Consider the following 23,887-nt stretch of genomic DNA (forward strand, 5'->3'; position numbering starts at 1 on the left):
ATTCATGTCCAAAGCCATTGGAATGTTTGTCGTGTGGGTAGGGTTAATCGGAGGAACGTTCTTTTTAAGTTCCTGCCATAGTGGAGTCAAACAGAGTTCGCAAGAAGTGGATGGGGGTTATGGAGGACACAGTGCGGGTGGGCATGGTGGCCATGGCGGTGGGGGGCATTGAGTGAGTTGACTTAAGCAGGATTTTTGAAACGAACTATACAGAAATTTTGGAAGGCCGTTGGAACGGCTATTTATTATATAAAGGGTATACCATGTCAATTGTTAAAACCATGAACTTGGTTGTTTTCATTGGGCTGGTTGGCGTCTTATTTTTTTTGAACTCTTTGCCATGGTACAGGGAAGCAAGACTCATAAGAGACTCATGAAGGTTATTGGCGACATAATGTGGGTGGGCCTATAGACCCTGTTGGGCATTAAACAATTCGACTAGGATGACTAAATGAAACACGACTATCATCAAGGACATACCAACTCTAGTAAAGGGGATGCTTGTCATCACGAACATAAGGCACCCAAGCCTCAGCAAGCTTCTTCCAAAATGGAGGGATCAATCGTTTATACCTGTCCCATGCATCCAGAAATTCGCCAATCGGCCCCTGGTCATTGCCCTTTGTGTGGCATGGCTTTAGAGCCGAAAACGGTGATGGTTTCGGAGGTTGCAAGCCCTGAGTATCTCGATATGAGACGTCGATTTTGGATTGCGTTGATTTTGACTGTGCCTGTCGTGATATTGGAGATGGGTGGGCATGGTTTGAAGCATTTTATTTCCGGCAATGTTTCCAGTTGGATTCAATTGCTGCTTGCCACACCAGTGGTGCTATGGGGAGGTTGGCCTTTTTTCAAGCGTGGTTGGCAATCTCTAAAAACACGTCAATTAAATATGTTTACCTTGATTGCTATGGGCATTGGTGTGGCGTGGATTTACAGTGTAGTGGCTGTCTTTTGGCCCGATGTATTTCCCAATGCCTTTCGAAATCAAGAAGGGGTGGTCGCTGTTTATTTTGAAGCGGCAGCAGTGATTACGACTTTAGTCTTATTAGGGCAAGTGCTGGAACTCAAAGCACGAGAGCAAACAGGTAGTGCCATCCGTGCTTTGTTGAAATTGGCTCCTGAAAGTGCTCATCTTATTAAAGAGGATGGCAGTGAAGAAGAAGTATCACTCGACAAGATCCATGTCGGGGACAAATTGCGTGTTCGTCCTGGTGACAAAATACCAGTGGATGGTGAAGTATTGGAAGGGCGAAGTTTTGTCGATGAGTCTATGGTAACAGGCGAACCCATTCCGGTGACTAAAGAAGCGGGGGCCAAAGTCATTGGGGCTACTATAAACCAGACGGGTAGTTTTGTGATGAGCGCGTTGCATGTGGGCAGTGATACCATGTTGGCTCGTATTGTCCAAATGGTGAGTGAAGCCCAAAGAAGCCGTGCTCCTATCCAGCGATTGGCGGATACTGTTTCAGGATGGTTTGTTCCTGCAGTGATTTTGGTTGCGGTATTGTCTTTTGTTCTATGGGCCCTTCTCGGTCCACAACCGTCATTGAGTTATGGTTTAATTGCCGCTGTATCCGTACTTATTATTGCTTGTCCTTGTGCTCTTGGTTTGGCAACACCCATGTCGATTATGGTAGGAGTTGGAAAAGGAGCTCAAAATGGAGTTTTAATTAAAAATGCCGAAAGCTTGGAGCGTATGGAAAAGGTCAATACGTTAGTGGTTGATAAAACAGGCACCCTAACGGAGGGACGTCCTAAACTGACCCGTATTGTGACTGACGATGAGTTTGATGAAGCGGTTATTTTAGGGTTTGCGGCTACTCTTGAGCACCAAAGTGAGCATCCTCTTGCCAATGCCATCGTAACGGCTGCGAAAGAAAAACAGTTGTCCTTTGGCTCAGTAGAAGATTTTGAAGCACCTACCGGAAAGGGAGTAATAGGGAAGGTGAATGGCCATCGCATCGCCATTGGTAACATGAGATTAATGCAGGAGCACGGAAGTGACAATGCTTCTCTTCTTGAAAAAGCGGATGAATTTCGCAGCAAAGGCGCATCCGTCATGTTCATGGCAGTGGATGGTAAAACGGTAGCTCTTTTGGTGGTAGAAGATCCCATTAAATCGACTACTCCAGAAACCATTTACGAGTTGCAGCAAAGTGGTATCGAAATCGTTATACTCACTGGAGATAGCAAAAAAACAGCAGAAGCGGTGGCAGGTACCCTCGGTATTAAAAACGTAGTTGCTGAAATCATGCCTGAAGATAAAAGCCGCATCGTGAGTGAATTAAAAGACAAAGGTCTTATTGTTGCCATGGCAGGAGATGGAGTGAATGATGCCCCAGCGTTGGCAAAAGCGGATATTGGTATTGCCATGGGGACAGGGACTGATGTGGCAATCGAAAGTGCTGGTGTTACCTTGTTGCATGGGGATTTGCGTGGTATCGTCAAAGCTCGACGTTTGTCAAAACATACCATGAGCAATATTCGCCAAAATCTTTTCTTCGCATTTATTTATAATGTGCTGGGTGTGCCCTTGGCTGCTGGGGTTTTGTACCCCCTAACCGGTTTGCTCTTAAGTCCTATTATTGCTGCAGCCGCGATGGCACTGTCTTCGGTGTCAGTGATTATCAATGCGTTGAGACTAAAGAGGGTGACACTATGAAAAAAGTATGGCCAGCTGGGCTAAAGATGTGTTTCGTCTTTATTGCATTCGCTAAACAAAAATCATCACAGTCACTTCAATGAAGAAAAATCAAGTCTGCCGTCATCAAAGAAGCGGATTTGGCTTGTTACGCGGCGAAGGAAAGAAAAATCAATGGTTCTTGTGTCTATAGTCCAATGCTTGCGACAACAAACCATCCCATCGACACGAGTATCCATCCAATCGCTGAATAGAAAAAGAGAACGCATAAAACAGTCATCTTACTGCAGTAGTGTGTACGACATAATCTATTATTTTACAGCCCATTGTTTAATGGCATTGGGTGGGAGATACTAGAAAAATAAAATAATAAAAAGAAGGTATTAATTCATGGCTCATTATCTGATGAAACGCACTCTCCTATTGATAATTCCCGCACTTCTTGTGGGGTGTTCCTATAATGCCAAGTTAACCCCTGAAGGAGAAAAAGTAACCATCCTCCAGTCAGATCAGATCTCAAAAGGCTGTACTTTTTTAGGAGAAGTCAGAGCCTACGATCGCAATGGCATGAGCCAATCCTATCAATCACACGAGCATTTGATTAAGGATGAACGGAATATCCTAAGAAATGAAGCGGCGCTATTAGGTGCCAATACGGTTTTGGTGAGTCAACATCAACAAACTTATGAGGGTAATCCCAAAAATGATTTCGTGGCAGACCATTGGATGGTAGGCCGAGCCTATCGATGTAAGATAAAACAATAGATAGACTTCTTGAGCTATCGTTTATGGAATATCATCGTATCTGGCGGTTTTCTTATTGGGTAGTCCTTCTGTTGCTGTACGCCTCTTGGGCAACAGCGGGGAAGGCATTGACTCTTCAGGAAATAACTCAAATGGCTTTAGTGAACAACAAGGATTTAAAAGCCGCTCGTTATAATGTGGCTATTGCCAAGGCCCGTTTGCTACAAGCAGGCCTTTGGCCCAATCCAAGTCTCAACCTCTCCAATAACGACGATCGCTTGTTTAATGATGAAGGGGAATATTCACGCAGTGCTGGTTTTAATCAAGCATTTCCTATTTCTGGGCGTATTGCAAAGCAAAAGACAGTGGCTCGCTTAGATGTGTTGAAAGCCATGGCAGAAATCAGGGAAGCCGAGCGTCAATTAAGTGGCAAAGTGGCCAATGCCTTTTATACGGCAATAATTACAGAGCGTCGCATGCAACAGGTGAATTACTTATTACGGATAAACCACGAACTCGTCGATGTTATCCATAATCGTTATCATGCGGCTGAAATTTCAAAGCTGGATGAGAATGCAGCACGCATTGAGTACCTGCGTATTGGGCAAGAAAAGCACCTTTTGCATAGTCTTCGTATTAGCCAATATGCGACACTGAACCAATTGATGGGGCGAGAAGCCAATTCCCCCTTATCTCTGAAGATGGATTTTATCGCCGAAAGAAAACTCCTTAAATTACCACTCTTAAAAGCACTAGCGCTTAAAAATCGTCCAGACCGTCAAGGCATTGTGTTATCGATTGAGCGTGCCAATGCCGATCGTCGTTTGGCCAAAGCCGAGCGTTTTGCTGATTGGACGGTAGGGCTTGGGGTACAGCAAGATAAAATTGTGGTGGAAGAAGGGCCTCCACAACCTGCCGATCGGACTTTAGGGGTAACACTGTCTGTGCCTCTTCCTCTTTCAAATCGTAATCAGGGGCGAATTTTAGAAGCAAGTCACACAGGGACTCAGGCAATAATGGCCTTGCGTGCTTTGGATTTAAGTATTGCGACAGAAGTAGCCAGTAACTATGAACAATTAAAAGCCCTACAAATGAGTCTTAAGGAAACGCAACAGGTTTCTCTGAAATTAGCAGTTGAGAATGTCAAACTGGCTCGTGACTCTTATGAGAACGGACAAATTTCTTTTTTGAATGTGCTGCAAGTGCAAAAGCAACAAAATGAGTTGCAGACTACTTATCTCAATACTCTAGAAAAGTATTTACAAGTGTATGTGGCCTTATGTACGGCTATTGGTCCTGGCAAGACCCAGGGGTTTTGTCCGTATTTGGTGTATCAAAGGAATGGGGATAGCAAATGAGATGGCAACAGCGCATGAGAAGGATGGCCTTGATTAGTCTTTTTCTTAGTCTACTCGTTCCTATACAAGGGTGCTTTGCTCATGGGGAGGAAATCGAGGTGAGTGAGGGAGGAGCCAAAGGCCCAGTTCATTTAACACCGGCACAAACCAAGATGCTTGGCATTAAGGTGGTGGAAGCAACTAATCGTTCTATGGCGCAAATGCTGGGTTTGAATGGTCAAGTACAATTGTTACCTGATGCGCAAGCCGATGTCAGCATTCGGATTAGTGGGAGTGTGACAGCGATTGATGTGAATTTAGGAGACAGCATCAAGGCAGGACAACGCTTAGCCACAGTGCAATCAAGATTAGTGGGTAATCCTCCACCAAGTGTTGCGGTTATGGCTCCGATTGCGGGCATCATTGATGCCAGGAACATTAACTTAGGTCAAGCCGTTGAACCGAACACGGTTCTTTTTCACATCAGCAATCGCGATAAATTATTAGTCGTAGCCCAAGTGTATGAAGAAGATTTGGGTAAGATTAAGGTAGGGCAAGAAGTGACTATTCATGCCTTAAGTTATCCTAAACGAACTTTTCCAGGCCAAGTGACTTTGATTGAACCCAATCTTGATCCCTTAACCCGCACCGTGAATGTGCGCATCACCTTGGATAATGAAGACAGGCTCCTTAAGCCCGGGATGTTTGTTCGTGCCAATGTGATTTTAGCTCGTAATGAGGCAGCACTTGCTGTGCCTAATGCGGCTCTTTTACAGGCGGATGGCGAGCAATTCGTTTTTGTGCAAAATAAGGATATTTATGATCGCGTCATAGTTCAAATAGGTGCTGTGGATGATGAGTACTCAGAAATTAAAGACGGGTTAGTTCCTGGCGACCTCGTTGTGATGCAAGGGCAGCGTGAGCTTTATACTTTGTGGTTGAGTGGAGGTAGTAAACCGCCATCAGGCCAAGAGGAGCCTCACTAAATGTTTACACACTTAATTGCCTGGTCTTTGCATAATCGTCCCTTGATTTTGGCCTTAACGATTATTCTTTGTTTGCTGGGTGGTTATACCTTAAAACAAATGCCAGTGGATGTGTTTCCAGAATTTGCCCCACCGCAAGTGGTGGTACAAACCCAAGCACCTGGCATGGCAACCCAAGATGTGGAAACCTTAATTACCTATCCTTTGGAAAGTGCGATTAATGGCACGCCAGGGGTGGTCAGTGTGCGCTCTAAAACCTCGGTGGGGTTGTCCACCATCACGGTGGTGTTTGACGACCAAACCGACATCTACCGTGATCGCCAGTTGGTTAATGAACGCATTCAACAAGCAGTGAATCGCCTCCCTCCTGGCGTTGACTCACCCATCATGTTACCGGTTACATCGGCCGTGGGGTGGCTGGTTAAATACGCGTTAGTGAGTGATACCGCAAGTCCTGAAACCTTGCGTACCATTTCCGATTGGACAATTCGTCCCCGTATCTTAGCTCTAGGTGGGGTAGCTTCTGTGGTCTCCTTAGGTGGTGAGGTCAAGCAATACCAGGTCCGTCTTATTCCTGAGCGCATGTTGGCTTACCGAATCACGGTCGAAGAGGTGCGACAAGCGCTGACTTCTGCGAATCAAAACGTACCCGGTGCTTTTGTCCATCAGGCAGGAACCGAATTCGTAGTGAGTACCGTTGGGAGGATTAAGACGCTTGAGGACATCAAAAAAACATCAATTGTGGTTCGTAATGGGGTGCCGATTACCATTAATAATGTGGCACACGTTGCTTTTGGTGGTGAGATTAAGCGTGGGGATGGAGCTTATAATACCCAAAAAGCGGTGATTGGGACAATTTCTAAAGCGTATGGGGCTGATACGGTTACGACCACAGCGAAAGTCGAAAAAGCACTGGCTGAAATTAAAAAGTCCTTACCTCACGGTGTGACTTTAATGACTAATGTGTTTCGTCAAGCCAGTTTTATTGAATCCGCCATTCACAATTTAACTCGCGCCCTGCTTGAAGGGGCTGTGATTGTTATTGCGGTTCTTTTTGTTTTTTTGATGAATTGGCGCGCTTCATTTATTACGTTCCTTTCTATGCCAGTTTCGTTCGTAGTTGGTATTTTAGTTCTTCATTACTTTGGCATTGGGATTAATTCCATGACCTTAGGCGGTATGGCGATTGCTATTGGTGAGGTGGTTGATGACGGCATCATTACGGTGGAAAACGTCGTGCATCGCTTACGGATTAATCGTCAGGAAGCCCATCCTTTACCCACCATGCAAGTAGTTTTTGATGCGGTGCTTGAAATTCGAAGTTCGGTGGTTTATGCCACGATTATCATTAGTTTGGTGTTCTTACCCATTTTCTTTTTGTCAGGCATTGCTGAGCATATTTTTAGTCCCTTAGCTATTGCCTACATTGCCTCGGTATTAGGCTCTTTAGTGGTGTCCATCACCATGGTTCCTGCTTTGTGCTACCTGTTACTGGTACATCGCCAAGAAAAACAACAAGACGATGAAGTGAGCTTGCATGCTTTATCGAATAAGGAACGGCATTATGCGGTGGAAAAGGAAGGTGGCCATGAAGCGGAGTCCGAAACTCGCTTTGTCTTGTGGCTTAAAAAGCATTTTTTAACGGCACTCCAATGGTCTATTGCACACTGCAAAACGGTTCTTGCCTTAGCTTTATCGGCTTTTGTCTTTGCCCTGGCGTTACTTCCTTTTTTTGGCACTTCTTTTTTGCCGGAGTTTCATGAAGGCAACTTTATTGTCGTGATGAGTACGTTGCCGGGAACCTCGTTGGATGAATCCATGCGTTTAGGCCAACAGGTGCAAAAAGCATTACTTCGCTATCCGCAAGTGATTTCCATTGCGCAGCGAGCCGGGCGCAGTGAATTGGATGAAGATGCCTTACCTCCCAACATCAGTGAATTTGATGTGCTTCTTAATTTTGATAAAGACGCTTCCATGCCACCTGATGAATTGCTGCGTCGCATCCGAGCCGATTTAGCGAATATTCCAGGAACAGTCTTTAATGTGGGGCAATTCATTGCTCATCGCATGGATGAAGTGCTTTCAGGCGTTCGAGCTCAAGTGGCCGTTAAGATTTTTGGGGATAATCTATCCACACTCAATGAGCTTGGGCAGTCGATGGAGACTTTGTTGCAATCAGTACCAGGGGTGGTGGATGTGAATAAGGAACAACAGATTAAAGTACCCCAATTGGTGATTCAGCTCGATCGCGAAAAAGCAGCGCGTTATGGGGTTAATGTGGGGCAGATTTCAGAAGACGTGCAAGTGCTTCTGAATGGCGTGAGTGTTTCCAGTGTTTTAGAGGGACAACGCACGTTTGATTTGTATCTTAGAATGGATAAACCAGGCCGTGATAGCGTCAAGGACATTCAAAACATGTTGATTGATGCTCATGGGGTGGGGGAAGACAGCAATGCGCAAATCCCCTTGCGGGCTGTGGCTGAGATTGCATTGGAACCGCAACCTTTTGCAATTAATCGCGAGAACGTGCAACGGTTGTTGGTGATTTCTTTTAATGTGCAGGGACGTGATTTAGGCAGCGTGATTGCCGAAGTGCAACAAGAAGTACAAGAAAAAATCAAACTGCCCACGGGTTATTTTATTCAATACGGCGGCCAATTTGAAAGCCAGCAGCAAGCCTCCAGAGTGATTTTGGTTTTTGGTGGCTTGGTGATTTTTGTGATGTTGATTTTGCTGCATAAAGCGTTTGGGACGTTTCGAGAGGCTTTATTAGTGATGTTTAATTTGCCCTTGGCACTCATTGGTGGGGTTATTTCATTGTTTATAGCCAGTGGTGAGATGAGTGTAGCGGCCATGATTGGGTTTATTACTTTGTTTGGAATCGCTGCGAGAAATGGCATTATTTTGGTGAGCCACTACAATCAATTACGATTGCAGGGAAAAACTCGGGAACAAGTGGTTATTGATGGCACCCTGGACCGTTTGGTGCCGGTATTAATGACGGCTGCAACAGCGGCACTTGGCTTAATTCCTTTGTTGTGGGGTTCACCTGCGGGTAAAGAATTGGAACGTCCTTTAGCTCAGGTGCTTTTGGGAGGGTTATTGACGTCAACGGTTTTAAATATGTTTGTGGTGCCTACCGTGTATCATGCCATTGAAGTGTGGCGAGAAAAACGGAGTTTGAATAAAACAAAACAAGGAGAAACAAAATGAAATATATGGCTGCTTTGAAACAAAAAAGGTATTTTTGGTTGGGGCTTATCGCCAGTGTTTTACTGGTCTGTGGGTATTCTCAAGCATTTGCTGATTCTACTGAAGAACCAGCGCAATCTATTCCTAAAACCATTCCAGCCATTTGGGAGGCAATAGATAAGCATGGTGCTTCCATTAATCAGGCCTTGAGTGACAACCATTTGACTTCAATACATGAGCATGCTTTTGCCATTCGTGATTTAGCCAACGCATTACCAGCTTTAAGCAAGGATTTATCAGAGGAGCAGAAAAAAACACTGCAACAAAATCTAAGCTATGTTGGTCAATTGGCGACTCGTCTTGATAAAACAGGCGATGCCAATGATAAAGAAGGGACCGAAGCCAATTGGCAAAAATTGCAAAAAGTGTTAGCACAGCTGCGTGCGCTGTATACTCCCAATGCCCCTAATTAATCAAGGAATGGGTCATGAGGGTACTCTGTGGTTCGCGGTTTTTCAGGGATTACTTTTGTCTTACATAGCCAGGCCACAGGGTAAATGTCTTATTGGATGCACTCGATCATGCAAGCCATGATTCCTTCTGTCACAGTTCATTAGTGAGTGCACTGAGAATTACGACTACGAATTCCAATTCGAGATACTGCCTGTTCCCCTTAGACTAGATTATTGGTGGTCAGCTGCGTTTTGCGTGCTTCACCTAAGATTTGAAAAGCTTCTTTAATGACGTATAAGGAAATAATAAACCCAACAATTAGATCTGGATATCGTGATTTTGTGAGTGCGATTAATCCACCCGATAGAATAACCCCTATATTGGCAATTACGTCTGCACGAGTAAAAATCCATGTGGCGCGTAAATGAATTTCTCCATTACGAAATGAGCGAAGTAAATACAAAACCACACTGTTTACTACCAGAGAAATACAAGCAATACTTATTATTACCGTGCTGATAGGAGAGCTGCCTAGTAACGCTCTGCGTCCTACATCAATCAGTACTCCAACACCTAAAATTAATAGTAAACTTCTACTCAACCCAGCCGTTGTGGTTTTGAAGCGCATACCACGACCAACTGCTAGAAGACTTAACATGTAAGCTGATGCATCGGCAAGCATATCGAGTGAATCAGCAATGAGTCCAGTAGATTGAGCAATTATCCCAGCGGTCAAGCCTACAAAAAACATAGTAAGATTTAATGCCAAGGCAATGATTAGTACTTTTTGATCTGCAAATTTAGTAGCTTGCTGACATTCACAATTCATAAATTTTCACCATTCATAAACAGACTTGCTTCATTTTGCATTCTCTAGTCTCACGATGATCTTTTATTCAGACAGGGAGAATTACTCTCAGCTGCGCACCCCAATGAGCAATAACAAATCAACAGCTAGCCCTTGAACTTGATTTATCGGTGATAGAATTTAGTTATTTAGATTAAAAATAAAAAAATAACAAGAACCATTTTTGGTTATTCTTTTCTGTTGGCTTATTTTCATGAATAAAATTGGATTTTGTCCAATGTTGAGATTGCACAGGTAAAATGTTTATGAGTTATTTGGGTTTTAAATCCAAGGTAATGACCTCATCCGCTTTCCCACTTTTAGGAATGATAGTCACTGTGCCTTTTGTAAAAGAGCCCACTTGGTAGCTTTCTTCTTCTAGGGTCACTGGATTGCCTTTTTGATCCCGTGCTGTAGATAAATCCGCAACAGCCGCTAACTCTTCAAGAGTAATCGAGGAGCCGCGATACATGTGTTTTGTTTGGTCTGTAGTGTCTGTAGCTTGAGTGGTTTCATGACCCATGGTGACAAAGGATATAGCGAGCATGGTTAATAAATACAATAGTAAATTTATCTTTTTCATTAGACTCTTCTTTATCAAATGAGGTATTACAATAATAGATTATCTACAGTGCAACAACAAACGGTTAAGGCCTGATTTTTTTATTATTTCATCCTCTTAATCCCCTCATTGAAAAAGAATTGTCTCCTATTTATCTTTATAAATAGCAGGAATCCAATTGCGTGAAAACTTTTGTAAAAATCTTATCCCTGGTCCAAAATAGATAAAGAGATTGATGATTCAGGATGGTGGTGACGCATGGACAAGCAAAGCATCGACTCGCCTTATCAAATTGGGCATGATTTTTTTTCTTATCAACTGGATTATTGGCAGCGTTCTGTTTTGTTTTTTGATACCTTGCGTGAACGGGCTAATAACATGATGGAGCACGAACAAGAAGGATTACCCCCACTGCTTAATTTTAAATACGAATTAGTCCTGGATGGGAAATCATTGGAGCCTAAAACGAATTATGCCTTAGTTAAAATTCTTGAGGTCGGCGATGTTTGTTTTGAAGCGTGTTTTGATCCGAATGCTCATCCAGTCATTATCATTGATCCCAGATCAGGCCATGGACCAGGGATTGGGGGTTTCAAACGGGATTCTGAAGTGGGCATTGCACTTCATAGTGGCCATCCTGTGTATTTTGTTATTTTTTATCCTAACCCTGTTCCTCATCAAACACTGGCTGATGTTTTAGCAACATTGCGCCATTTTGTTAAAAAAGTTCAAACTTGGCATGAAGGCAAATTGCCTATTCTTTATGGTAATTGTCAAGCAGGTTGGATGCTTGCCTTATTGGCTTCTGATTGCGTGGGTTCGGTTGGCTTGACGGTCATGAATGGTTCACCCGTTTCTTATTGGTCCAACATCGAAGAAGAAGCCAATCCCATGCAGTTATTAGGGGGACTCTTGGGTGGTGCCTGGAGTGCCCGTTTTCTATCGGATTTAAAAGAAGGGATATTGGATGGGGCGTGGTTGGTCTCTAATTTTGAGTTACTCAATCCCACCACGGCCATTTGGGATAAGTATTATAATTTATTTGATGAAATCGATGGGGTACGTGAGCGATTTTTAGAATTTGAACGCTGGTGGAATGGTTTTTACCAATTTAGCCAGGAAGAGATAATGGCCACAGTGAATACTCTTTTTATTGGCAATCAACTCGAGCGCGGTGAAATGCGGATTCATAAAGGATGTGTTTACGATTTGAAACGCATTCAAAGTCCCATTGTTCTCTTTGCTTCCCAGGGTGATCAAATTACCCCACCCAGGCAGGCTTTGCATTGGATAAGAACGATTTATCCTACGACACAAGCATTGAAGGAAGCCAAACAGCGAGTGGTTTATCTCCTTCATCCTTCCGTTGGGCATTTAGGAATTTTTGTCTCAGCCAAAGTCGTGCGCTTGCACCATCGTGCCATTTTAGAGCATGGTGCGGCCATTGAACAATTGCCACCAGGGCTTTATGAAATGATGATTATTAACCCAACGGGCAATCCCGATTGCAGTAAAGAACAATATCAGGTGCGTTTTGAAGAGCGTGAGCTCACAGAACTTTGCACAAGTAGCTCCACAGAGCCTTTTGAAAAAGTCCGTCAAACATCCGAAGCCAATGATTCGATTTACCAAAAAATAACACAGCCCTTGGTGCAAAGCTTAAGTAATCCTTTCTTATCCTGGTGGCTTGAGAAAACTCATCCCATGCGCCTGAGTCGCTATATTTTTTCTGAAAAAGTGAATCCGCTGATGAAAGCAATCGAACTATTAGACCCACCCATTCAAGCCAATCGCCGAATGGTAACAGAGAGTAATTTCTTTAAAAAAACAGAGCATGCGTGGGCACAGATGATGAGGGATTCGTTGGAAACTGTTCGAATCATGCGTAATGACGTCATGACGAATTGGTTTGACGCGCTCTATAAGGATCCCGATTAATATTGAGGGTGTTAATTCATGGAGCGTATGGCATAAAACTCCTCATCAAGGTCCATCTCATTCTCTAAGTCCTTGGTTTTGTGACACTCTTTCTCATCAAAAAGAGGGATAGTTTCTCTTGCCTGTTCTTCGTATTCCTTCTCTGCAAAGCAATCCTTAGCGTTCATAACAATTCCTTTAAAATTATTTTTTTTGTCTCTGCCAACGACTAGAAACAACCCATTTTATTGTTGCTATTTCCATAGCCGACATTTAGCATAACGGATATACTATATCAATTGACAAAAGTAAGGGATAAAAGAGCCATCCATAGCATGCCCATAGAATGGCTGTTTTTTATAGGAAATCAAGGATTAGGGGGATGTTGGTTCCCCAAACTGGAATAAGGAATACATCAACCATGATAGAAATTATCCCCAATTGGCACCCCATTTTTGTTCATTTTACCGTGGCTTTATTCACTGTTTCCGTGATTCTTTATACCGTTATCTATTTGGCCTCTTATAGTCGATGGAACACGAGCTTGTTTGTTGTTGAATTGGACATAGTGGCTCGTTGGTGTTTATGGCTGGCCGCATTGAGCACAATTACCACTGTGTCCGCTGGGTTGTATGCCTTTTATACGGTGAAACACGGTGCTTTGGCGCATGCTGCAAAAGTGATTCACCGCAACTGGGCCCTCGCTACCGCAAGTGCCATGTTACTTATGGCTTTCTGGACGGTTTGGCGTTATATTAAAACTCAAAAACCGACTCTGACCTTCTTAATGACGTTATTCATTATCCAAGTGCTGTTACTCACGACGGCTTGGCATGGAGGGGAATTAGTCTATCGTTATGGGTATGGTGTTCTGCCTGTCAAAGCAGAAAAAGCGGTATCGCCGCATTAATACGATTTTTATAGAGGGATGGAGACATGTTACAAAAGGACTTGCGTTATTCAATAAGATATTGTTTTTTTCTTTTTTCCTTTTTATTGTTCAGTTCTTCTGCTTTGTTTGCCCAGCATGAACAGCACAATGTTTCAACACAACCGTTAACTTCTCCCAAGACAACAAAGCTTCAGCCTAAACCTACACAATACAAAACGGAACAACCTACCGCTAAAAAGCAATCTGTTAAAACGGTGACGCCTCTAACCATGACAGGCGGAGCAAAGCATACGGTGAATTTGGTGGTTGCTTACAAAATGGTGAATTTTGCAGGCAAACTCAGACGCGCCATTGCCGTCAATGGGCAAATTCCAGCGCCGACTTTGCATTTTAAAGAAGGGGATGAGGTTACCATCAATGTGTATAACCATTTGGATGAGGGAACATCCATTCATTGGCATGGTCTTTTAGTCCCTTGGCAAATGGATGGGGTAGACGAGGTGAGTCAAAAACCAATTCCTCCGGGAGGCGTATTCCATTATCGCTTTAAGCTGTATCAAAGAGGAACCTATTGGTACCACGCTCATGCCAAGGTTCAAGAACAAGAAGGTTTGTATGGTACGTTTATTATTGATCCACCCAATCCTCCAAACTATCACTACACCAAAGATTATGTGGTGGTGTTATCCGATTGGAGCAACAGCCCTGCTGAACAAGTGCTTGCAAATTTAAAAAAAGACGGCGATTATTACAGTCCTCGATTTCCCCTCCAACCCTCACTCATGAAGTTTCTTCATGATTATCGTAAAGCCTCTCCACAAGAGCGTAAAAAGTTAATTGCCGATTATAAAATGATGCAACAAATGCGCATGAGTATCTATGATTTAAGTGACGTGGCTTATGATGCGTATTTATTAAATGGTTACCCTAAATCTCATCCTTGGACTGCTCCTGTGAAGGCAGGGGATACCGTCCGGCTACGCTTCATTGGCGCGGGAGCAAGCACCATCTATCGTGTCAAAATTCCTGACGCCAAAGTGAACATGGTGCACATTCAGGGAAATGATGTGACCCCTTATCCCATTGAGGATTTTTGGATTGCACCGGGTGAAACCTATGATATCTTGGTGAACATTCAAAAAAACAAGCCTTACATTATTTATGCCGAGTCGATTGACACGCTGGGCAAAGCTTATGGTGCCTTAGTGACTTCCCCGAATCAAGTCGTCAACTATCAGCAAGTGACTCCTTTTCCTGAGCCACTTCCTGTCACAAGAGAGATGATGGCCAACATGATGCAGTCTATGAATGGCGGGGCGATGGATGGAAACCAACTGCATGGCATGATGAACAAAAATAAATCATCAATGGCGATAAACCCATCAATGACCATGCCTTCGCATTCTAAGACCATGAGTTCACAAAGTCCTAAGCACTCCATGTCCTCCATGACTCCCCAAAAGAAAAAGGACAATGTATCAAATCATTCAGCTCACACCTCATCCTCAATAAAATCTGACTCCTCTTCGACCTCAATGAACAAGAGCATGGCTATGCCGGGTATGAATCATAGCGCAATGAGCCAGAGTAAGACGTCTAACTCTGCTCAAATGAAATCTGACTCCTCTTCGACCTCAATGAACAAGAGCATGGCTATGCCGGGTATGAATCATAGCGCAATGAGCCAGAGTAAGACGTCTAACTCTGCTCAAATGAAATCTGACTCCTCTTCGACCTCAATGAACAAGAGCATGGCTATGTCGGACATGAGTCATAGTGCAATGAGCCAGAGTAAGATGTCTAACTCTGCTCAAATGAAATCTGACTCCTCTTCGACCTCAATGAATAAGAGCATGGCTATGTCGGACATGAATCATAGTGCAATGAGCCAGAGTAAGACGTCTAACTCTGCTCAAATGAAATCTGACTCCTCTTCGACCTCAATGAATAAGAGCATGGCTATGTCGGACATGAATCATAGCGCAATGAACCAGAGTAAGACGTCTAACTCTGCTCATGACAACGACATATCTACGAATAGGAACATGAAGCCTGATATGCCTATGGAACAGGGCATGTCAATGAATGATTCCATGAATATGCAGATGCCTATTGAGCCGACCATCATCGGTGATAAGATAGAGCCGCCAGGTTCATCAAAAGCCACCACCCTGGGAACCAAATATCAAGAGTTAAAAGCCGCAGTAAAAACCAACAATCCTAATAAACCAGTCGATGGCATTATTAAAATGGAATTGTTTGGTTATATGGATCGTTATATTTGGTTTATTAATGGCCTACCGGAATACAAGGCCAAGCCGATTCTGATTGAGCCAGGAAAGCGTTATCGGATTATTTTTACTAACAATTCGATGATGCGTCACCCCATGCATATTCATGGTCATTGGTTTATTTTACGCAATGGTCATGGGTCTTACGATCCGTTATTGCATACCATTGAGGTGGCTCCTGGGGCTACTGCCGTTGCCGATTTTGATACTGAGGCCAGCGGTCAGTGGTTTTTCCATTGCCACCATCTTCTGCACATGACGGCGGGCATGGCGCGCGTATTTCAATACACCACCATCATTGAGATTGCCAACGGCACTCGAAAGCCAGAGAATTACGCTGTTCAGCAAGCCTACATCAATCGACCGATTGTAAGAGAAGACGAAGTTATGCCACTGGATGCGTCACTCATCAAACACCCCGCAGGGCATCATAAAGGCTTCTATCGCTCAAGTTATCTCGAACTGGGTGAAGATCCCTTTCATAATGCTCAGGAAATGTCTTTCAGAGGCCTCTATGGCCCAGATTATAATAAGCTCCAGCTGTATACTGAGGATGCGGAAATTTATAAAGGATCCGTTGAAAATGCGGACATCGATGTGTTCTATTGGCATTTGATTAGTCAATTTTGGGCTATTAAAGGTGGAGTCAATTATTTTTATCGCCCGGGAGGACCTTATTGGCAACCTGGTATTGGTATTGAAGGGGTGATGCCTTATTACATTGACACCAACATTAGAACGTATTACCGGGACGGCAGTGTGAAATTTGATATTCAGTTAGCGCGGGCTACTCAGCTGACCAATAACTTCTTCTTCCTAACAGGACTTCGCAGCATTCTGGCCACTCATACCGTGGTCAAGAATGAGATTGGCAATGGCTTAAACCAAATGCGTTATATCCTTAGACCTTATTATCGTATTAAGCCAGGGCTTAATATTTTTACAGAGTACGAACATGATGAAGAGTATGGTGCTCTTAAGCGGATTCTTCGAAGTCAAGGAGAGGCTACCACTCAAAATACACTAACTTTTGGGGTCGCTGTTCTTTTTTAAACAGTCATGTTAGTTACTTATACTCAGATACCGGAGTTATAGTGCAATAAATAAAAGCACCTGTTTAAGCCCACGTTCTTGCTCACTGGTTTGAAATTATTTTGAGTTCAGAGTAGGCCAAATAACAAAGAGTTAGTACTCGTGGTTTTTTCAGAAGAAACCTCGTGAATGCACTAATTGGAGGAATGTATGTACTTGGATGCTCTTTCACGGCTTGATAAGGCCGCTTCATTTTGTCGTATTGACCTAGAAGCTTTGGAGAAACTGAAACACCCTAAATCCTGTCTGGAAGTATCTCTCCCGGTTCGGATGGATAATGGTGAATTAAAAATTTTTCCAGCGTATCGAGTCCATCATAATGACAGCCGTGGCCCTATGAAAGGCGGCATACGTTTTCATCCGAAATTGGATTTAGACGAGATGAAAACGCTTGCATTATGGATGACAATAAAATGCGCTGTCGTTGACATCCCCTTTGGTGGCGCAAAAGGCGGGGTAATTGTTGATCCAAAACAGTTATCCCGCATGGAATTGGAGCGGTTAAGCCGAAGCTACATTGAGTTAATCGCGGATTTTATTGGGCCAGACAAAGACATTCCAGCCCCTGATATGTATACCAATGAGATGATCATGGGCTGGATGATGGATGAGTATGCCACCATTGTTCGGAAAAATAGTCCAGCGGTAATCACAGGCAAGCCTATTCCTTTGGGAGGGAGCTTTGGGCGTGAGGGTGCGACCGGTCTAGGTGCCTACTATTGCATTAAAATTCTTGAACAAAAGAAAAAATGGAAGTCTTCTGAGTTACGAGTTGCTGTTCAAGGATTTGGTAATGCGGGACAAAGTATCGCTAAGCTGCTTTACGACAATGGCTATAAAATTGTTGCGATAAGTGATTCGAAAGGAGGCATTTATAATCCCAAAGGCATCGATATACCGCGCATGATTGAAATAAAAAGCAACTCTAAAGAAGTGCAGTCTATCTATTGCAAAAAATCTATTTGTGACCTTGCGAAGGAAGCCACAATCACGAATGAAGAATTATTGGAACTCGAGGTCGACTTACTTATCCCAGCTGCTGCACAAAATCAAATTACCCAAGAAAATGCAGCTAGAATTAAGGCTCCTATAATCATTGAAATTGCAAATGGTCCAATAACCTTAGAGGCCGATGCACTATTGCAGAAAAAGGGACTATTAATTGTACCCGATATATTAGCCAATACCGGTGGGGTAATCGTAAGCTATTTTGAGTGGGTGCAAAATAAATCAGGTTATTATTGGAGTATGGAAAAAGTTCAAGAAGAATTACAGACGATTATATCCCGTGAATTCAAGAATATTTGGCAGCTGATGGAACAACATCAAACAGACATGCGGCAAGCAGCTTACATTCATGCCTTAAGTCGATACGACAAAGCAGTTACGGCCCAAGGAACTCGCGGATATTTTTCAAATTTAAGGCTAAGCCTATAAGGAGAATTATCCTGCTTGAGTCTCATGTTGCTTCTCACTGGGACTCATTATCCCATTTTTAGTAGCTAAAGGCGGATAGCATATATAAATGATGTGATTACTATACCAGTGATGAGGCACATTATCACTTCTCAATGAGCGGGCTTGTTGATTGGGATATTAGGCTTACTCTTCTCAAAGAATAGAAGGTCCTTTCTCACGTCTTAACTTATGTCTACATTGCGTCTACATGAGATTTTATCGAATTTGGGCCACCATGTAAGCCTTTGATTAACATGGTGGCCAGAGGCGGAATCGAACCACCGACACGAGGATTTTCAATCACCTAGTCAATAATTAACTTTTTGATATTATTATCAATTTTATCGCAGGAAACCACTACAATTGTCCTACGATGTATAACAGTGTCGTACTCAAATACGCAAATTTTCCACATGAGTTTTGACAATAGAGAACGGTGCGAATAAAATTCCATTGGATAATTAATCGCTAAAGCTATTGTTACTCAGGCTCTTGAAAAGGCCTATCGGCACCTATTAAGGGAATAATTCGATATAAAACCTCTTCCATTACTAAAGGTTCGGCTTCAACAATAAACTTTATTTTACGATCCTTCGAGGATAAGGTTTGATTAAACTGGCAGTGACTACTGAGGGTTTTGGAACTTGGGGGTAGATCAAATGTAGGTTGGCGCTGAGCCTGCGAAGCCCAACAATGGAGCGCGAGGACCTCCATAGTGTTGGGCTGCACTCGAACCTACAATGTATCCAAACCCAGGCTACATAATGAAATCTAATCTTCATTCTAATGAGGGCTGCTACACTTGTCACTTGTCTCCATACCTTCACCAATTGTTTTACCATGTAAGACAATTTCTTTAGGGGTAGGAGCAAATAGGGTGAGTTGCTGCACACTCGCCGTCATCGTCTTAGCGGATGTGTTACATTTTTCCTGTTCTAGTGATTTTTTCAATTCATTGTTTTCTAGCTGCAACTGAGCGACCGTCTGTTTGAGTTGCTCATTCTCAGATTTTAATTGATTCATCGATAAATTTATTATTTCCCATACGTCTCCTTTTTCATGTGCACTGAAATAATTACTGAATGAATTCGGATCAGATAAATTGATTGTATTGCCCAACAACAACCTCAACGGATGGGGAATATTGTACTTTACTGCATAATAAAGTATCGATTGTTTTATTTCACGAGATTGATTCTGATCTACAGGTTCAATTCTTAATAGAAATGACCTATCCCCCAAAAATAAGCCCATGACAAAGATGAGAAATCCATTAAAATTGTGACAATGGAGAACTCAAAATGAAAAGACGTTACAGCGAAGAGCAGATAATCAAAGCAATCAAAGAGCATGAGGCTGGCGCTAAGGTTGGTGATATCTGTCGTAGTATGGGGATAACAAGCGGTTGCTTCTATAATTGGCGTAGCAAGTATGCGGGCTTAGAGGTCAACGAAGCGAAGCGCTTACGCGAGCTGGAATCAGAGAACCAGAAGCTGAAAAAACTTCTTGCAGAAAAGCTACTGGAGAATGAAGCGCTAAAGGACGTTGTTTCAAAAAAGTGGTAAAGCCCACCAGTAAGAAACGTGTTGCAAAGCATTTGGTAACTCACTTTAAGCTCAGTGAGCGAGTTGCCTGCAAACTGGTTGGGCTAAGTCGCACGGCGTACCGCTACCTAAAGAAAAAACGCTCGGATGATGGGTTGAAAGCACGTATGAAAGAGTTGGCCGTTCAATATCCTCGTTATGGCTATTTGTTGCTGCATAGCTTGTTACGAAGAGAAGGTTTAGTTCAGAACAAGAAGCGCACCTATCGGATTTACCTTGAGGAAGGTCTGCAGATTCGTACTAAAACACGAAAAAAACTCCAACGTCCTCGCTTGATTATGGATGTGCCAACTCAGAAGAACAAGCGTTGGTCGATGGACTTTGTCTCGGACCAATTGGCGAGTGGTCGTCGTTTTCGTGTATTGAACGTCATTGACAATTTTAACCGCGAACTGTTGGGGCAACTTGTTGCACTCTCTATTTCTGGACAACAAGTTACACGCTTTTTAGAACAACTTGGTGAAGAGCGCGGTTACCCTGAACAGATTGTCTGTGACAATGGCACCGAATTTACCTCTAAGGCTATGTTTTTCTGGTCTAAATCAACCAATGTACGGTTGAACTTTATCCAGCCTGGCAAACCAACACAAAACGGTTTCGTTGAAAGCCTTAATGGGAAATTCCGTAACGAATGCCTCAACCAAAATTGGTTTAGAACATTGGAAGAGGCGCGTTTTGAAATTGGTAAATGGCGGCATCATTACAACCATGTGAGGCCACATAGTGCATTAAATTATTTTCCACCAGTGGACTTTGCTCAACAGGTGGCTTAATGTTGGTTTTCTCATCGAGAAACTGGTACTAATTGAGGGGATAGGTCAGAAAGTCAACAATTTTTTGGCCATACCCTAACGAATCATAATAATCAATGAGAGGTTGAACGTTACCCACTTCTTGCATTTTTTTTAAAAAAGTATTCTCTAATTCAATTAGGTTTATGGTGAAACAAGGTAATATATTTTGTACTAATGATACAGCTTCCGTTACCTTTCTATCGACAAGTAATTGAACGCAGATGTGTTGGAGATATTGATTGAGTTCATCATAAATATCCTTCATATCAAGACCGCTAAATCCAATTTTCTCTGTGCTTAAAAGGCCAAGAAAATTTTCTGTTTTCTCATCAATGAATGATAAAGAGCCGCTATCGACATTTGTGAATAATGCAATTTGCGAGGGTATTTTTTTGGCAAGCTTTGTTGCTGTATTTTCATTTCGTGTTGAAATAACAATTTTAAACTGATTATGTTGTGCGTGAGAAATCCAAACAAATGAAATAGCTTCATCTTTGTTCTCATTGTAATAAGTAATACCCATAGACGGGAAATGCAATTCCCCTTTTTTTTCTTTAACCCATTTACTCATAATATTTTAACCTCATTAAATTGACATATCATAATACCGCTATCGTAAAAGCAAAGATCGTAGTCTCACTTAATTAGCTCAAGGGTTGGCCATAAGTGATAAAAGCAAGGTTGGGTCGGTTGACCTGAGGATACCTCAGGTCAACCGACCCAACTATTCGCTTCCCTGTTTCTTAAATGTGCGAATTATATACAACAATCGGTTTTAATTACAATAATTTGACTAATCGAAGAGCTTAGGGCTTTTGAAATTTTGAAATTACAGAGCTCGTGTTATGGGACTCTAGGGATGATTAAAGCTGTTTTCGTAAATGGGAAAGACCTACTAATCGTGCTACTAGAATCTAAGACGCTTTACCACGGCGGCTGATTTATCTGACGGGTTCTATTTGGCGCAAAAAATCTTCTTAACAAAATGTTAATACTCTTAGTAACGCATCAAGATTTGGGAATGAATTCCCCACTCTTAATGTCCGCCACCTTGTCCGCCATGCCCACCTTGCCAGCCGTGTCCACCTTGTCCACCATGATGCCAGTTTTGTTGGTGCCAATTTTGATGCCACTTGTAGTGATATTGAATCCAATGCCATTGATGTCCATTCCAATGCCACTGGCCCTGTCCACCATGAGGTTTCCAATGAGGTGGATGAGGTATATTGGAAGCCAATATCATAGAACCTAATGGCGAATCATTTTTGACGGAGGTATCAAAGGCAGCAGCTACAGCAGTTGAACCTATCAAAGTGGCTACAGCAACAAACAGCTTCAACGTCTTTAAAGTCCACATAGTGCCGCTCCTTGTAAAGGATGTGATTGCGTTATTCCAAACGACTATAAAACCAGTACTTATCTTTTTAAGTATAGATAAGACACGATATTAGTTCAAATTTTAAACAGTATGAGAGGCATACTGTACTGGCGCACTCTTTTATAAGGATGGACTATACTAATAAAAATTAATGAGCAAAGGAGTGCACATCGTGTCGCCTGAACCTAAGCATCACCCCAAGCCACCAAAGCCACAAAAAGAGACGCGCTTTTGGAGTTCTCCTTCTGGCATGGTTGCCATCATTATTATTGGGATTATTGGCTATTTCTTGATTGTAGAGCATGGTGCTCACATTGCGAGTTTTCTTGGGGCTTCGCCTTTTTTGCTGTTAGTCTTACTCTGTCCACTCATGCATCTGTTTATGCATGGAGGACATGGTGGGCATAGAGAGGATCATCACCATAAATCGGATAACGAAGACAACAATTCTTCTGAGAATAAGGATTAATCGAAAATGGAACATACTTCTTATGCCTATGGTTTCTGGCTGTTGGTCATTGTCAATTCGGCGATTTTTATTTTATTTGCTTACAGTTTTACCACCACGTTTAAGGCAAAGAGAGATTGGCGCGCTTTTGGGGCTTTTTCTGCTTTCGTGGTTGCCTATTTTACTGAAATGTATGGTTTTCCTTTAACCATTTATTTACTGTCTGGATGGCTTTCTAAATATTATCCTGGAGTCGATTTATATGGTCATGATAGCGGTCATTTACTCCATACCCTCCTTGGCTTGAAAGGAGATCCCCATTTTGATGTCTTTCATATCTTAAGTTTTGTCTTTATTATTGGTGGTCTTTGGGTGATTGCCTCGGCCTGGGGTACTCTTTATCGCGCTCAAAAGAACCATCAACTGGCCACAACAGGACTTTACGCCAAAATGCGTCATCCTCAGTATGATGGTTTTATCTTAGTCATGGTTGGTTTTTTATTACAATGGCCGACTTTGATAACCTTGGTGATGTTTCCTATATTAGTTTATATGTATGTTCGTCTTGCACGTAGAGAAGAAAAAGATGCGTTGGCGGAATTTGGTGAGGAATATAAACGCTATGCTGCGGTTACTCCTGGGTTTATACCTCGTTTTAGCAAACAACAAGAGAGCAAAGGAGGTACGCCATGATGTTTATGTTTCATAGTGCCGAGATGCTCGGCCTTATCGCAATTGCGCTTGGAATCATGTTGGTCGTCTGGGCATTACGTAATGAAGGGAAAAGTATTGGATTAACCAAAGTATTTGGATGGCTGATTGTCATTAGCGGGATTTTAGGGGAATTATGCAGTACTTATTACGCTATTAAATACTGGTATGCAGGTTATTTCCAGATGCCAACGATGTCAGGTGAGGCATTCCTATTCCATATAGCTCAGATGTTGTCTCTCATCGCAATAGCACTGGGTATTGTTTTGATAGCATGGGCTTCACGTAACGAAGGACGTGGCATGTCGCTGGCAAAAGTCTTTGGTTGGTTGGTCGTGATCTTTGCGATTTTGGGCATGATCTGTAGTGGTTATTATGCCACTGTGTATTGGTATAAAGGATATATTCAAACACCTGCTGGTATGTCTATGTTGATGTCACATCAAATGCCAATACAGAAACAGTCACCCTAGTCTTGGTAAGTGCCATAACAAATTGTTACGGTACTTTATAATTTTCCATTGTCTAAACCTTTCC

21 protein-coding genes and 1 pseudogene are annotated in these 23,887 nt (G+C 42.7%); 16 read left to right on the forward strand and 6 right to left on the reverse strand.

From position 1 onward, the window contains the following. Nucleotides 1-4: 4 nt before the first annotated feature. The 8 genes and pseudogenes from DYE45_RS14760 (at nucleotide 5) to DYE45_RS02700 (ending at nucleotide 9,376) form a co-directional block, all read left to right on the forward strand. A complete protein-coding gene (locus DYE45_RS14760; protein WP_165481721.1) occupies nucleotides 5-172 on the forward strand; it encodes a hypothetical protein in 168 nt (55 codons plus the stop codon). Between the two features lie 279 nt (nucleotides 173-451). Further along, nucleotides 452-2,665, forward strand: a complete 2,214-nt coding sequence (gene copA / locus DYE45_RS02670; RefSeq protein ID WP_115300395.1) for a copper-transporting P-type ATPase — start codon at nucleotides 452-454, stop codon at nucleotides 2,663-2,665. Between the two features lie 95 nt (nucleotides 2,666-2,760). Then, nucleotides 2,761-2,898 (forward strand): annotated as a pseudogene (locus DYE45_RS14855) (GGDEF domain-containing protein); the annotation flags it as partial. Between the two features lie 136 nt (nucleotides 2,899-3,034). Then, the gene (locus DYE45_RS02680; RefSeq protein ID WP_115300396.1) at nucleotides 3,035-3,409 is read left to right on the forward strand and encodes a DUF4156 domain-containing protein; all 375 of its coding nucleotides are present in this window, start codon (nucleotides 3,035-3,037) and stop codon (nucleotides 3,407-3,409) included. Nucleotides 3,410-3,432: 23 nt separating this feature from the next. Beyond that, nucleotides 3,433-4,746, forward strand: a complete 1,314-nt coding sequence (locus tag DYE45_RS02685) for a TolC family protein (RefSeq protein ID WP_165481720.1) — start codon at nucleotides 3,433-3,435, stop codon at nucleotides 4,744-4,746. After that, on the forward strand, nucleotides 4,743-5,711 hold the full coding sequence (locus DYE45_RS02690) for an efflux RND transporter periplasmic adaptor subunit (protein WP_115300398.1): 969 nt from the start codon (nucleotides 4,743-4,745) through the stop codon (nucleotides 5,709-5,711). The genes DYE45_RS02685 and DYE45_RS02690 overlap by 4 nt, the downstream gene beginning before the upstream one ends. Continuing rightward, the gene (locus DYE45_RS02695; RefSeq protein WP_115300399.1) at nucleotides 5,712-8,924 is read left to right on the forward strand and encodes an efflux RND transporter permease subunit; all 3,213 of its coding nucleotides are present in this window, start codon (nucleotides 5,712-5,714) and stop codon (nucleotides 8,922-8,924) included. It abuts the gene before it with no gap. After that, a complete protein-coding gene (locus DYE45_RS02700) occupies nucleotides 8,921-9,376 on the forward strand; it encodes a transporter (RefSeq protein ID WP_115300400.1) in 456 nt (151 codons plus the stop codon). The genes DYE45_RS02695 and DYE45_RS02700 overlap by 4 nt, the downstream gene beginning before the upstream one ends. Before the next feature lie 200 nt (nucleotides 9,377-9,576). On the opposite strand, the gene DYE45_RS02705 is transcribed toward DYE45_RS02700, so the two are convergent. Then, the gene (locus tag DYE45_RS02705) at nucleotides 9,577-10,185 is read right to left on the reverse strand and encodes a cation efflux transmembrane domain-containing protein (protein ID WP_115300401.1); all 609 of its coding nucleotides are present in this window, start codon (nucleotides 10,183-10,185) and stop codon (nucleotides 9,577-9,579) included. Between the two features lie 289 nt (nucleotides 10,186-10,474). After that, nucleotides 10,475-10,786 carry a hypothetical protein gene (locus DYE45_RS02710; protein WP_165481719.1) on the reverse strand — a complete coding sequence of 104 codons (312 nt, stop codon included), beginning with the start codon at nucleotides 10,784-10,786 and terminating at the stop codon, nucleotides 10,475-10,477. Nucleotides 10,787-11,023: 237 nt separating this feature from the next. Here DYE45_RS02710 and DYE45_RS02715 point away from each other — a divergent pair, with 237 nt between their 5' ends. Beyond that, nucleotides 11,024-12,703, forward strand: coding sequence for a DUF3141 domain-containing protein (locus DYE45_RS02715; protein WP_115300403.1), 1,680 nt, complete (start codon nucleotides 11,024-11,026; stop codon nucleotides 12,701-12,703). 11 nt (nucleotides 12,704-12,714) lie between these two features. Here DYE45_RS02715 and DYE45_RS02720 read toward each other — a convergent pair whose 3' ends face one another. Then, entirely contained in the window at nucleotides 12,715-12,870 is a 156-nt protein-coding gene (locus DYE45_RS02720; RefSeq protein ID WP_165481718.1) for a hypothetical protein, read from the reverse strand. A gap of 194 nt (nucleotides 12,871-13,064) precedes the next feature. Between DYE45_RS02720 and DYE45_RS02725 the strand changes: the two genes are divergently transcribed. The 3 genes from DYE45_RS02725 to DYE45_RS02735 all read left to right on the forward strand — a co-directional run bounded on the left by DYE45_RS02725 (nucleotide 13,065) and on the right by DYE45_RS02735 (nucleotide 18,394). Continuing rightward, nucleotides 13,065-13,592 (forward strand): DUF2231 domain-containing protein, encoded by a 528-nt coding sequence (locus tag DYE45_RS02725; RefSeq protein WP_115300405.1) that lies wholly within the window; start codon nucleotides 13,065-13,067, stop codon nucleotides 13,590-13,592. Between the two features lie 26 nt (nucleotides 13,593-13,618). After that, entirely contained in the window at nucleotides 13,619-16,918 is a 3,300-nt protein-coding gene (locus DYE45_RS02730; protein ID WP_115300406.1) for a multicopper oxidase domain-containing protein, read from the forward strand. Nucleotides 16,919-17,107: 189 nt separating this feature from the next. Then, the gene (locus tag DYE45_RS02735; RefSeq protein ID WP_115300407.1) at nucleotides 17,108-18,394 is read left to right on the forward strand and encodes a Glu/Leu/Phe/Val family dehydrogenase; all 1,287 of its coding nucleotides are present in this window, start codon (nucleotides 17,108-17,110) and stop codon (nucleotides 18,392-18,394) included. 804 nt (nucleotides 18,395-19,198) lie between these two features. Here DYE45_RS02735 and DYE45_RS02745 read toward each other — a convergent pair. Beyond that, complete coding sequence (locus DYE45_RS02745) at nucleotides 19,199-19,669, reverse strand: coiled-coil domain-containing protein (protein WP_115300408.1); 471 nt, start codon at nucleotides 19,667-19,669, stop codon at nucleotides 19,199-19,201. Nucleotides 19,670-19,716: 47 nt separating this feature from the next. Here DYE45_RS02745 and DYE45_RS02750 point away from each other — a divergent pair. Further along, nucleotides 19,717-20,792, forward strand: a protein-coding gene (locus DYE45_RS02750) for an IS3 family transposase (protein WP_115300371.1) whose coding sequence is annotated in 2 segments (ribosomal slippage) — nucleotides 19,717-19,966 and nucleotides 19,966-20,792 — 1,077 coding nt in all. Because the reading frame shifts where the segments join, the coding sequence is not laid out codon by codon here. Nucleotides 20,793-20,820: 28 nt separating this feature from the next. Here DYE45_RS02750 and DYE45_RS02755 read toward each other — a convergent pair. Together DYE45_RS02755 and DYE45_RS02760 are read right to left on the reverse strand one after the other, a co-directional pair. Next, nucleotides 20,821-21,384, reverse strand: coding sequence for a hypothetical protein (locus tag DYE45_RS02755; RefSeq protein ID WP_115300409.1), 564 nt, complete (start codon nucleotides 21,382-21,384; stop codon nucleotides 20,821-20,823). Between the two features lie 465 nt (nucleotides 21,385-21,849). Then, on the reverse strand, nucleotides 21,850-22,170 hold the full coding sequence (locus tag DYE45_RS02760; RefSeq protein ID WP_115300410.1) for a VrrB: 321 nt from the start codon (nucleotides 22,168-22,170) through the stop codon (nucleotides 21,850-21,852). A gap of 193 nt (nucleotides 22,171-22,363) precedes the next feature. On the opposite strand from DYE45_RS02760, the gene DYE45_RS02765 reads away from it, so the two are divergent. The 3 genes from DYE45_RS02765 to DYE45_RS02775 are packed head-to-tail and all read left to right on the forward strand — an operon-like array spanning nucleotide 22,364 to nucleotide 23,823. Then, complete coding sequence (locus DYE45_RS02765; protein ID WP_115301058.1) at nucleotides 22,364-22,660, forward strand: DUF2933 domain-containing protein; 297 nt, start codon at nucleotides 22,364-22,366, stop codon at nucleotides 22,658-22,660. A gap of 6 nt (nucleotides 22,661-22,666) precedes the next feature. Continuing rightward, nucleotides 22,667-23,332 carry a methyltransferase family protein gene (locus tag DYE45_RS02770; protein WP_115300411.1) on the forward strand — a complete coding sequence of 222 codons (666 nt, stop codon included), beginning with the start codon at nucleotides 22,667-22,669 and terminating at the stop codon, nucleotides 23,330-23,332. Continuing rightward, nucleotides 23,329-23,823 carry a hypothetical protein gene (locus DYE45_RS02775; protein ID WP_165481694.1) on the forward strand — a complete coding sequence of 165 codons (495 nt, stop codon included), beginning with the start codon at nucleotides 23,329-23,331 and terminating at the stop codon, nucleotides 23,821-23,823. The genes DYE45_RS02770 and DYE45_RS02775 overlap by 4 nt, the downstream gene beginning before the upstream one ends. Nucleotides 23,824-23,887 lie beyond the last annotated feature (64 nt).

It is taken from the genome of Legionella taurinensis (assembly GCF_900452865.1).
Lineage (GTDB): Bacteria > Pseudomonadota > Gammaproteobacteria > Legionellales > Legionellaceae > Legionella_C > Legionella_C taurinensis.